The 10240-nt window shown below is 56.4% G+C and carries 9 protein-coding genes; 2 read left to right on the forward strand and 7 right to left on the reverse strand.

From position 1 onward, the window contains the following. Positions 1 to 171 precede the first annotated feature (171 nt). Positions 172 to 2994, forward strand: coding sequence for an excinuclease ABC subunit UvrA (uvrA, locus tag LDK53_RS13790; RefSeq protein WP_047957548.1), 2823 nt, complete (start codon positions 172 to 174; stop codon positions 2992 to 2994). A 3-nt stretch (positions 2995 to 2997) separates the two neighbouring features. Here uvrA and LDK53_RS13795 read toward each other — a convergent pair whose 3' ends face one another. The 6 genes from LDK53_RS13795 to dnaB form a co-directional block, all read right to left on the reverse strand. Next, entirely contained in the window at positions 2998 to 3351 is a 354-nt protein-coding gene (locus LDK53_RS13795) for an MmcQ/YjbR family DNA-binding protein (protein ID WP_025757844.1), read from the reverse strand. 2 nt (positions 3352 to 3353) lie between these two features. Then, on the reverse strand, positions 3354 to 3770 hold the full coding sequence (locus LDK53_RS13800; protein WP_025757842.1) for a secondary thiamine-phosphate synthase enzyme YjbQ: 417 nt from the start codon (positions 3768 to 3770) through the stop codon (positions 3354 to 3356). Positions 3771 to 3883: 113 nt separating this feature from the next. Beyond that, the gene (gene aphA / locus LDK53_RS13805) at positions 3884 to 4597 is read right to left on the reverse strand and encodes an acid phosphatase AphA (RefSeq protein WP_225287394.1); all 714 of its coding nucleotides are present in this window, start codon (positions 4595 to 4597) and stop codon (positions 3884 to 3886) included. A 267-nt stretch (positions 4598 to 4864) separates the two neighbouring features. Then, entirely contained in the window at positions 4865 to 6058 is a 1194-nt protein-coding gene (gene tyrB / locus LDK53_RS13810; protein ID WP_126801575.1) for an aromatic amino acid transaminase, read from the reverse strand. 117 nt (positions 6059 to 6175) lie between these two features. Then, the gene (alr, locus tag LDK53_RS13815; RefSeq protein ID WP_225287395.1) at positions 6176 to 7255 is read right to left on the reverse strand and encodes an alanine racemase; all 1080 of its coding nucleotides are present in this window, start codon (positions 7253 to 7255) and stop codon (positions 6176 to 6178) included. Positions 7256 to 7271: 16 nt separating this feature from the next. Beyond that, positions 7272 to 8684 (reverse strand): replicative DNA helicase, encoded by a 1413-nt coding sequence (gene dnaB, locus LDK53_RS13820; RefSeq protein ID WP_025757838.1) that lies wholly within the window; start codon positions 8682 to 8684, stop codon positions 7272 to 7274. Positions 8685 to 8744: 60 nt separating this feature from the next. On the opposite strand from dnaB, the gene LDK53_RS13825 reads away from it, so the two are divergent. Next, complete coding sequence (locus LDK53_RS13825) at positions 8745 to 9728, forward strand: quinone oxidoreductase (protein WP_045285555.1); 984 nt, start codon at positions 8745 to 8747, stop codon at positions 9726 to 9728. Between the two features lie 184 nt (positions 9729 to 9912). Here the strand turns inward: LDK53_RS13825 and pspG are convergent, their stop codons facing one another. Beyond that, entirely contained in the window at positions 9913 to 10155 is a 243-nt protein-coding gene (gene pspG / locus LDK53_RS13830; RefSeq protein ID WP_025757837.1) for an envelope stress response protein PspG, read from the reverse strand. Between the last annotated feature and the right edge of the window lie 85 nt (positions 10156 to 10240).

A 10240-nucleotide genomic window follows, 5' to 3' on the forward strand; every position in this document is an offset into this window, starting at 1 on the left:
GATGGATTCCAGAGTTCTCGTGCGAACATAACATTGTTACACAGTCAGTCAGAAAATGCATTCCAATACTGTATATTCAAACAGGTCAAATTGTGTCATAATTAGCCGTTTCTGACAGCCGTTTGTCCTTCAAACAAACCAGGCAATCCGTGTTCCAACCGGGAAAGGTGAATGGATAAGATCGAAGTTCGGGGCGCCCGCACCCACAATCTCAAGAATATCAACCTCATAATCCCTCGCGACAAACTCATTGTCGTGACCGGGCTTTCGGGGTCTGGCAAATCCTCACTGGCTTTCGACACTCTGTATGCCGAAGGACAGCGTCGTTACGTTGAATCACTCTCTGCGTACGCGCGTCAGTTCCTGTCGCTGATGGAAAAACCGGATGTCGACCACATTGAAGGCTTGTCTCCTGCTATCTCTATTGAGCAGAAGTCCACCTCGCATAACCCGCGCTCAACGGTCGGTACCATTACCGAAATTCATGACTACCTGCGTCTGCTGTATGCCCGCGTGGGTGAGCCGCGCTGCCCGGACCACGACGTCCCGCTGGCGGCACAGACCGTGAGCCAGATGGTGGATAACGTGCTGTCGCAGCCGGAAGGCAAACGCCTGATGCTGCTGGCGCCGATCATCAAAGAGCGTAAGGGCGAGCACACCAAAACGCTGGAAAACCTGGCAAGCCAGGGTTATATCCGCGCCCGTATTGATGGCGAGGTGTGTGACCTGTCCGATCCGCCAAAGCTGGAGCTGCAGAAGAAGCACACCATCGAAGTGGTGATTGACCGCTTTAAGGTGCGTGACGATCTCGCCACGCGTCTGGCGGAATCGTTTGAAACCGCGCTGGAACTCTCCGGCGGTACCGCCGTGGTCTCCGACATGGACGACCCGCAGGCGGAAGAGCTGCTCTTCTCCGCCAACTTTGCCTGCCCGATTTGCGGCTACAGCATGCGCGAGCTGGAACCGCGCCTGTTCTCGTTCAACAACCCGGCGGGCGCCTGCCCGACGTGTGACGGCCTGGGTGTGCAGCAGTATTTTGACCCGGATCGTGTGATCCAGAATCCGGAGCTGTCGCTTGCGGGCGGCGCAATCCGCGGCTGGGATAAGCGTAACTTCTACTACTTCCAGATGCTTAAATCGCTGGCAGAGCACTATAAGTTCGACGTGGAAGCGCCGTGGGCCAGCCTGAGCCCGAACGTGCACAAAGTGATCCTGTTCGGTTCCGGTAAAGAGAACATCGAGTTCAAATATATGAACGATCGCGGCGACACCTCCGTACGTCGCCACCCGTTCGAAGGGGTGCTGCACAACATGGAGCGCCGCTACAAAGAGACCGAATCCAGCGCGGTACGCGAAGAGCTGGCGAAGTTCATCAGCAACCGCTCCTGCGCCACCTGTGACGGCACGCGTCTGCGTCGCGAAGCGCGCCACGTGTTTGTGGAAAACACCGCGCTGCCGACCATCTCAGACATGAGCATCGGTCACGCAATGGACTTCTTCAACAATCTGAAGCTCTCTGGTCAGCGCGCGAAAATCGCCGAAAAAGTGCTGAAAGAGATCGGCGATCGTCTGAAGTTCCTGGTCAACGTCGGCCTGAACTACCTGACGCTTTCCCGCTCGGCAGAAACGCTCTCCGGCGGTGAAGCCCAGCGTATCCGTCTGGCAAGCCAGATTGGCGCAGGCCTGGTCGGCGTCATGTACGTGCTCGATGAGCCGTCCATCGGCCTTCACCAGCGCGACAACGAGCGTCTGCTCGGTACCCTTATTCATCTGCGTAACCTCGGCAACACGGTGATTGTGGTTGAGCATGATGAAGATGCGATCCGTGCTGCCGACCATGTTATCGACATCGGCCCGGGCGCGGGCGTACACGGCGGCCAGGTGGTCGCGGAAGGCACCCTGAAAGACATTATGGCAGTGCCAGAATCGTTAACCGGCCAGTACATGAGCGGCAAGCGCAAGATTGAGGTGCCGAAGCAGCGCGTGGCGGCGAATCCGGAGAAAGTGCTTAAGCTCACCGGCGCGCGCGGCAACAACCTGAAAGACGTCACCCTGACGCTGCCGGTTGGCCTGTTTACCTGTATTACTGGCGTATCCGGTTCCGGTAAATCGACGCTAATCAACGATACGCTGTTCCCGATTGCGCAGACGGCGCTGAACGGCGCGACGCTGGCCGAACCGGCACCGTACCGTGATATCCAGGGGCTGGAGCATTTCGATAAGGTTATCGACATTGATCAGAGCCCGATTGGCCGGACCCCGCGTTCCAACCCGGCGACCTATACCGGCGTCTTTACGCCCGTACGTGAGCTGTTTGCTGGCGTTCCGGAAGCGCGTTCGCGCGGCTATACGCCAGGTCGTTTCAGCTTTAACGTTCGCGGCGGCCGCTGTGAGGCGTGTCAGGGCGACGGCGTGATCAAGGTGGAGATGCACTTCCTGCCGGATATCTACGTGCCGTGCGACCAGTGCAAAGGCAAACGCTATAACCGCGAAACGCTGGAGATTAAGTACAAAGGCAAAACGATCCACGAAGTGCTGGACATGACCATCGAAGAGGCGCGTGAGTTCTTTGATGCCGTACCTGCGCTGGCGCGTAAGCTGCAGACGCTGATGGACGTCGGTCTGACCTACATTCGTCTGGGGCAATCCGCCACCACGCTGTCAGGGGGTGAAGCGCAGCGCGTGAAGCTGGCGCGTGAGCTGTCCAAACGCGGTACCGGTCAGACGCTGTATATCCTGGATGAGCCGACCACCGGTCTGCACTTTGCCGATATCCAGCAACTGCTCGACGTTCTGCATCAGCTTCGCGATCAGGGCAACACCATTGTGGTCATTGAACACAACCTGGACGTGATTAAAACCGCGGACTGGATTGTCGATCTCGGCCCGGAAGGCGGCAGCGGCGGCGGTGAAATCCTTGTCTCCGGCACCCCAGAGACCGTTGCAGAGTGCGAAGCCTCGCACACCGCGCGCTTCCTCAAGCCATTGCTGTAATTGTCACACGGAGAGTTGCTGTCGGGTCGCTTCCGGCAGCAGCTCAACCGCCTGCTGATAAGACGCGTCAACCAGATAGTATATTTGTGAGCCTGGCAGCGACCCGTCAAGATAGACGGTACTCCAGTGGGCTTTATTGAGATGCTTGCTTGGCCGCACGTCATGGTGCTGCTGGCGTAACAAATCGGCCAGTTCCGGGCTGGTTTTCAGCGACGCCGCTGGACGCCCCTCAACTTCTTTCACCATCGCAAACAGGACGTCCCCCACTTTAATCTGGGTGGCTTTCCAGTCGCTATGAACGCTCTGCTCCGCGCCTGGTTTACTCATGCAGTACTGAAGTAGCTCCGAAATTGTCATCTTTATTCCCCTTGTAGCGTGGCGATAATTTTACGCGAACCACCGTGAATACGATGCTCTCCCAGCCAGATCCCCTGCCATGTTCCCAGCATTAGCCGCCCATGGTGTACCGGCAACATCAGCGATACGCCCAGCAGGGAAGATTTGATATGTGAAGGCATGTCATCGTCGCCCTCATAGTCGTGCTCATAAGGCGCGTTGTCCGGAACGGTCTTCAGAAAATGGTGCTCCATGTCAGACCGGACGGTGGGATCGCAATTTTCATTAAGCGTGAGAGAGGCAGACGTGTGCTGAAGCAGCAAATGCAGCAAACCCGTTTTGACCTGCGACAGGTCGCGGATTTGCCCGATGACTTCATCCGTCACCAGGTGAAATCCGCGTGGTTTAGCGCTTAACGTCAGGGTCTGTTGATACCACATGTACTGCTCCGTAATGAAAGATAAATCTTTCTAAGTGTGCAGCAAGAAGACGAAAGGTAAAACCCGCAGCAGCGAGATTTGACTAAAAAAGAGTCAAAGTCGCTGCCTGGGGCTTAATACTCCGAGTTGACGATCACCTCTTCGCCAAACTTTCCGGCCATCGGCAGCGGTCGATAGGTCGAGTTAGAAGCGCGTAACACTCTGATCCCTCTGGCCCCGACGTCATGCGCAGCGGTAATGTCGTTATCTGAATCACCGTAGAACAGTTTGATATTTTTCTTTTCCAGCCACTCGGTTTTGGTGTTTTGCCCTTCTTTGTCACCCGCAAAGATCACCGGGTTCATGTTGGCCGCCGGGATCATGAAATCATCCTGCAGGGTTTTAGAGACGGTTTCCGTTTTGGTCTGACTGCGTCCGGTGACAAAGTAAATGCTGTCGCCGCGCTTCACGTGCATGGCGATAAGCGCGCGGGCCACCTCTTTCGGGATGCTGAATTCGTCCCAGCCGTTGTTCATTTTTTCCCAGAACTCGGGGTTTTTCAGATACGCTTCGCTGTCGGGCGAATACATTTTTTTGCCGCGCCAGAATCCCGGGCTGGAGAACAGAACGGTATCGTCAATATCGAAGCCCACGGCCATTGGCGGACGCCCCATCAGGCTGTTCTCGATCTGGGCCACGGAAACCCAGTGAATGGGTGCCTGTTCGGCAAGAATGGCAGCGGTGGTACCGGTGTAAAGCGGCGTCGGGGCGGAAGCGCGCGCGACGACAGCACTGTTAAGCGAGAACAATAAGCAGGCGGCGCTGAGCGCCAGTGTGATCTTGCGCATATTTTCCCCTGAATATTCAGTTCGTTATCGTTTTATTTTGAGCGAATGGTCAAAAACTTTCCGACCATAACCCCAGCGGGAGGTGAAGGAAAGGAGTTTTTACTTATGAAGTCGAATAAAAAGAAGACGATCACAAAGCACAGAAGAGGCGTGTAGGCCCGGTAAGCGCAGCGCCACCGGGCGAAATTTTACACTGGTGCAAACAAAAAAGCCGGGTGGCGGCTACGCCTTACCCGGCCTACACAGGGCATACACGTAAGTAAATACTCACATTACAGCGGCAAATGCCTGCGCCACACGATGCACGTTGCTGGCATTGAGACCTGCCACGCACATACGCCCGCTGGCAATCAGGTAGACGCCAAACTCTTCACGCAGGCGATCAACCTGAGCGGCGCTCAGTCCGGTGTAGCTGAACATTCCGCGCTGTTTCAGCAGATAGTCAAAGTTATGCCCCGGCACAGCCTCTTTTAGCACGTTAACCAGTTCCTGACGCATCGACAGAATACGCTTACGCATGGATTCCACTTCAGCAAGCCAGTTAGCTTTCAGCTGCTCGTCACCGAGAACGGTCGCCACCACCTGCGCACCAAAGTTTGGCGGGCTGGAGTAGATACGGCGCACAGTCGCCTTCAGTTGCCCCAGTACACGGCCCGCCGCTTCGGCGTCTTCGCACACCACGGAAAGGCCACCGACGCGCTCGCCGTACAGGGAGAAGATTTTCGAGAAGGAGTTACTCACCAGTGCAGGCAGCCCGGCGCTGGCAACGGCGCGGATCGCGTAGGCATCCTCTTCCATCCCTGCGCCAAAGCCCTGATAGGCAATATCGAGGAACGGGATCAGATTGCGCGCTTTCAGCACCTCAATCACCGCATCCCACTGGGCATTTGTCAGGTCTGCACCGGTCGGGTTATGGCAGCACGGATGCAGCAGGACGATACTGCGCTCCGGCAGCGTATTCAGTTTTTCCAGCAGCGCCTCAACGCGCACGCCGTTGGTTTCGCTGTCGAACCACGGGTAGGTCGCCACCTTAAATCCTGCGCCTTCAAAAATCGCAACGTGGTTTTCCCACGTTGGGTCGCTGACCCACACTCCCGAATCCGGGAAATATTTTTTCAGGAAGTCGGCACCCACTTTAAGCGCACCCGACCCGCCCAGCGTCTGGATGGTCGCCACCCGTTTTTGCGCCAGCACGGCGTGATCGGCACCAAACAGCAGCGGCGCGATGGTGTTGCGGTAGCTGTTGAGCCCTTCCATCGGCAAATATAGCGACGCACCGTGCGGCGCGGCGTTCAGACGCGCTTCGGCTTCAGCGACGGCTTTCAACTGAGGAATAATGCCATCCTCGTTGTAATACAGGCCAATGCTGAGGTTCACTTTATCGCTGCGAGGATCTTCTTTGAAACGCTCCATTAAGGAGAGAATGGGGTCGCCGGCGTAGGCGTCAACTTTCTGAAACACGCGATGTCTCCGGAATTCGATGAGGCAGGGAATTCAACAATAAACCGGAAGTGGGAGAAGATCGAGTGGATGTTAATAAAGTTGAAGTGAGGTTATTGGCCTCACTTCATTGTCGGTTCAATCGATGTATTTCATCGCCACCCGTGATGTCAGGCGCGTGATAAGTTCGTAAGCACTCACTTTTGTCATTTCAGCAATGCGTTCAACAGGCAGCCCTTCGCCCCACATCACCACATCGTCGCCGGGTTTATCCTGGGCGTCAGGCCCCAGATCGACGCATATCATGTCCATCGCCACCCGACCCACAATCTTCACTTCGCGGCCATTGACCAGAACCGGCGTACCGGACGGCGCGGCGCGCGGATAGCCATCGCCATAGCCCATTGCCACGACGCCGAGACGGGTATCACGTTCGCTGGTCCAGGTGCCGCCGTAACCTACCGGCTCACCCGCTTTGTGTTCGCGCACGGCAATCAGATTAGACACCAGAGACATCACCGGCTGGAAACCCAGGTCCGGTCCCCAGGGTTTGTTCTCCAGCGGCGACACGCCGTAAAGAATGATGCCCGGGCGAGCCCAGTCGAGGTGTGACTGAGGCCACAGTAAAATTCCGCCGGATGCCGCAATGGATCGCATCCCAGGCTTGCCTTCGCAGAAGGTGGAAAAGATATCCAGCTGCCGCTCGGTCTCACCGCACTCGGGCTCATCGGCGCGGGCGAAGTGGCTGACAATATTGACCGGCTGACGCACGTTTTTGCACTGGCACAAACGCTGGTAAAACGCGTCCGCGTTCTCCGGACGCACGCCCAGACGGTGCATACCCGTGTCGAGCTTCATCCACACGGTGACCGGTTCGCTTAGCTCGGCGGTTTCCAGTGCGGCGAGCTGCTCTTCGTTATGCACCGCCGTGTGAAGATGCTGGTCTGCAATGATCGGCAAATCGGTGGCTTCGAAAAAACCTTCCAGCAGCAGAATCGGTTGCGTGATCCCCCCCGCGCGCAGGCGGAGAGCTTCTTCAAGACGGGCGACGCCAAAGGCGTCGGCATCGGGGAGCGTTCGCGCGGTCTCGAGAAGACCGTGTCCGTAAGCGTTCGCTTTCACGACTGCAACGAGCTTGCTGGCGGGTGCCAGTTCACGCAGACGTTGCAGGTTGTGTCGCAGAGCGCGGCGGTTGATGACGACTGTTGCCGCTTGCATTTGAATTCCTTAGAAATTACTCATCATCATATTGAGGACCGGCATAGTTGTCGAAACGCGACCACTGGCCGTTAAAGGTCAGACGCACCGTCCCAATCGGGCCGTTACGTTGTTTACCAATAATAATTTCGGCGATCCCTTTCAGGTCGCTGTTCTCGTGATAAACCTCATCACGGTAGATGAACATGATTAAGTCCGCATCCTGCTCGATGGAGCCGGATTCACGCAGGTCAGAGTTGACCGGACGTTTGTCGGCACGTTGTTCCAGAGAGCGGTTAAGCTGCGACAGCGCCACGACCGGCACGTGCAGCTCTTTGGCTAACGCCTTGAGCGAGCGGGAAATCTCGGCGATTTCCAGCGTACGGTTGTCGGAAAGCGACGGCACGCGCATCAGCTGAAGGTAGTCGATCATGATAAGACCAATGCCACCGTGCTCGCGGGCGATACGGCGCGCGCGGGAACGGACTTCCGTCGGCGTCAGGCCAGAGGAGTCATCAATGTAGATATTACGTTTTTCCAGCAGAATGCCCATGGTGCCGGAGATGCGCGCCCAGTCCTCATCGTCAAGCTGACCGGTACGGATGCGGGTCTGGTCCACGCGCGACAGCGATGCCAGAGAACGCATCATGATCTGCTCGGAGGGCATCTCAAGACTGAAGATGAGTACCGGCTTGTCCTGCAACATCGCCGCGTTTTCGACGAGGTTCATCGCAAAGGTCGTTTTACCCATCGACGGACGCGCGGCGACGATAATCAAATCCGACGGCTGCAGGCCGGCGGTTTTCTTGTTGAGATCGTCATAGCCGGTGTTCACCCCGGTCACACCGTCATGCGGCTGCTGGAACAGCTGTTCGATACGGGCGACGGTGGCGTCGAGGACATCGGCGATGTTTTTTGGGCCTTCGTCTTTATTGGCGCGGCTTTCGGCGATTTTAAAGACACGGGACTCCGCGAGGTCGAGCAGATCTTCGCTGGTGCGGCCCTGCGGATCAAAACCGGCTTCGGCGATCTCATTCGCCACCGAGATCATCTCGCGGACAACCGCACGTTCGCGCACAATGTCGGCGTAGGCGCTGATGTTTGCCGCACTTGGCGTGTTTTTCGATAATTCTGCCAGATAGGCGAACCCGCCGACGCTGTCCAGTTGACCCTGACGCTCCAGCGATTCCGCGAGCGTGATCAAGTCAATCGGGCTGCCCGACTCCTGCAGACGTGCCATTTCGGTAAAGATATGACGGTGCGGACGGGTGTAGAAATCTTCAGACACCACGCGCTCAGCGACGTCGTCCCAGCGTTCGTTATCCAGCATTAAACCGCCCAACACCGACTGTTCCGCTTCAATCGAGTGCGGCGGGACCTTTAACCCTGCGACCTGGTAATCACGCTCGCGAGGTTCAGTCTGTTTGTTGAAGGGTTTGTTTCCTGCCATAGTGAATGGAGTTACCGAGATAAAGAGTGGGTCGAAAGATTACCACATTCTGGAGGAAGCATGGCAACACGTATTGAATTTCACAAGCATGGTGGCCCTGACGTACTCAAAGCGGTGGAGTTCACCCCCGCCGCGCCTGGCGAAAATGAAGTGCAGGTCGAAAACAAAGCCATCGGCATTAACTATATCGATACCTATATTCGCGGCGGTCTCTACCCGCCTCCGTCACTGCCGAGCGGGCTGGGCACCGAGGCGGCCGGTATCGTCAGCAAAGTGGGCAGCGCGGTTAAGCATCTTAAGGAGGGCGACCGCGTGGTGTATGCGCAATCGGCTCTTGGGGCTTACAGCTCCGTCCATAACGTCCCGGCGGATAAAGCCGCCCTGCTGCCCAACGCCATCACCTTTGAGCAGGCGGCGGCCTCGTTCCTGAAGGGGTTGACCGTTTACTATCTGCTGCGCAAAACCTATGAAATAAAACCCGACGAGCAGTTCCTGTTTCATGCCGCGGCGGGTGGCGTCGGGCTTATCGCCTGCCAGTGGGCAAAAGCACTGGGCGCGAAACTGATCGGTACCGTGGGCAATGCGCAAAAAGCACAGCGCGCATTGCAGGCGGGCGCCTGGCAGGTCATTAACTACCGTGAAGAGAGCATTACCGAACGGCTGAAAGAGATAACCAACGGCAAAAAAGTCCGCGTCGTGTATGACTCTGTAGGGAAAGATACCTGGGAAGCATCGCTGGACTGTCTGCAGCGTCGTGGGCTGATGGTCAGCTTCGGGAATGCGTCAGGCGCGGTGACCGGGGTAAATCTCGGCATTCTGAATCAGAAAGGCTCGCTGTACGTCACGCGCCCATCCCTGCAGGGTTACATCACCAACCGGGAAGAGCTGGAGGAAGCCAGTAACGAGCTGTTCTCGCTGATCGCCAGCGGGGTGATAAAAGTGGATGTGGCAGAGGCGCAGAAATATCCGCTAATCGATGCGCAGCGCGCACATGAGGTGCTCGAGAGCCGGGCCACGCAGGGGTCGAGTTTGCTGATTCCCTGAGCCCTGAAAAGAAATTGGGCTTCCTTAAGGAAGCCCTTTCTTTTTTTAGTTCGGCTGTATGTAGGGTACAGCTCGATGAATTCTTTAGCGGCAGCCATAGTGACAGATTCGATAAGTAAATCCTATTCTGTTCTAAGCCCTGCTGCCGGAAAAGTTACAAGTATGTGACGAACCCCTCAATACCTTAGTAACGAAAGCGGTTATTGCGCTGATAAGTGGGCAATTTTGGTGATTTTATCGCCCGAATCACCCACACCACCGCAATGGCCAGCAGTAACCACGGCAACAGCTTGATCGTCAGGGCAAATAAACCGCCGATAACCATCACCACCGTCGCCACGACGATAGCCGCCAGAATGCCGAGCAGCGACACACCTGTCGCTAACAGCATGACAAAAAAGCCAATCACAAAAAGTAGTTCCAGCATGGTGCTCTCCCACGAGTTCCCGAGTAATGCAACAGGCATTACAAAATCCATGCCAAATCTAATCTCTTGTTCTTAAAGCAAAACG

This window comes from Enterobacter sp. K16B (assembly GCF_020216105.1).
Lineage (GTDB): Bacteria > Pseudomonadota > Gammaproteobacteria > Enterobacterales > Enterobacteriaceae > Enterobacter > Enterobacter sichuanensis.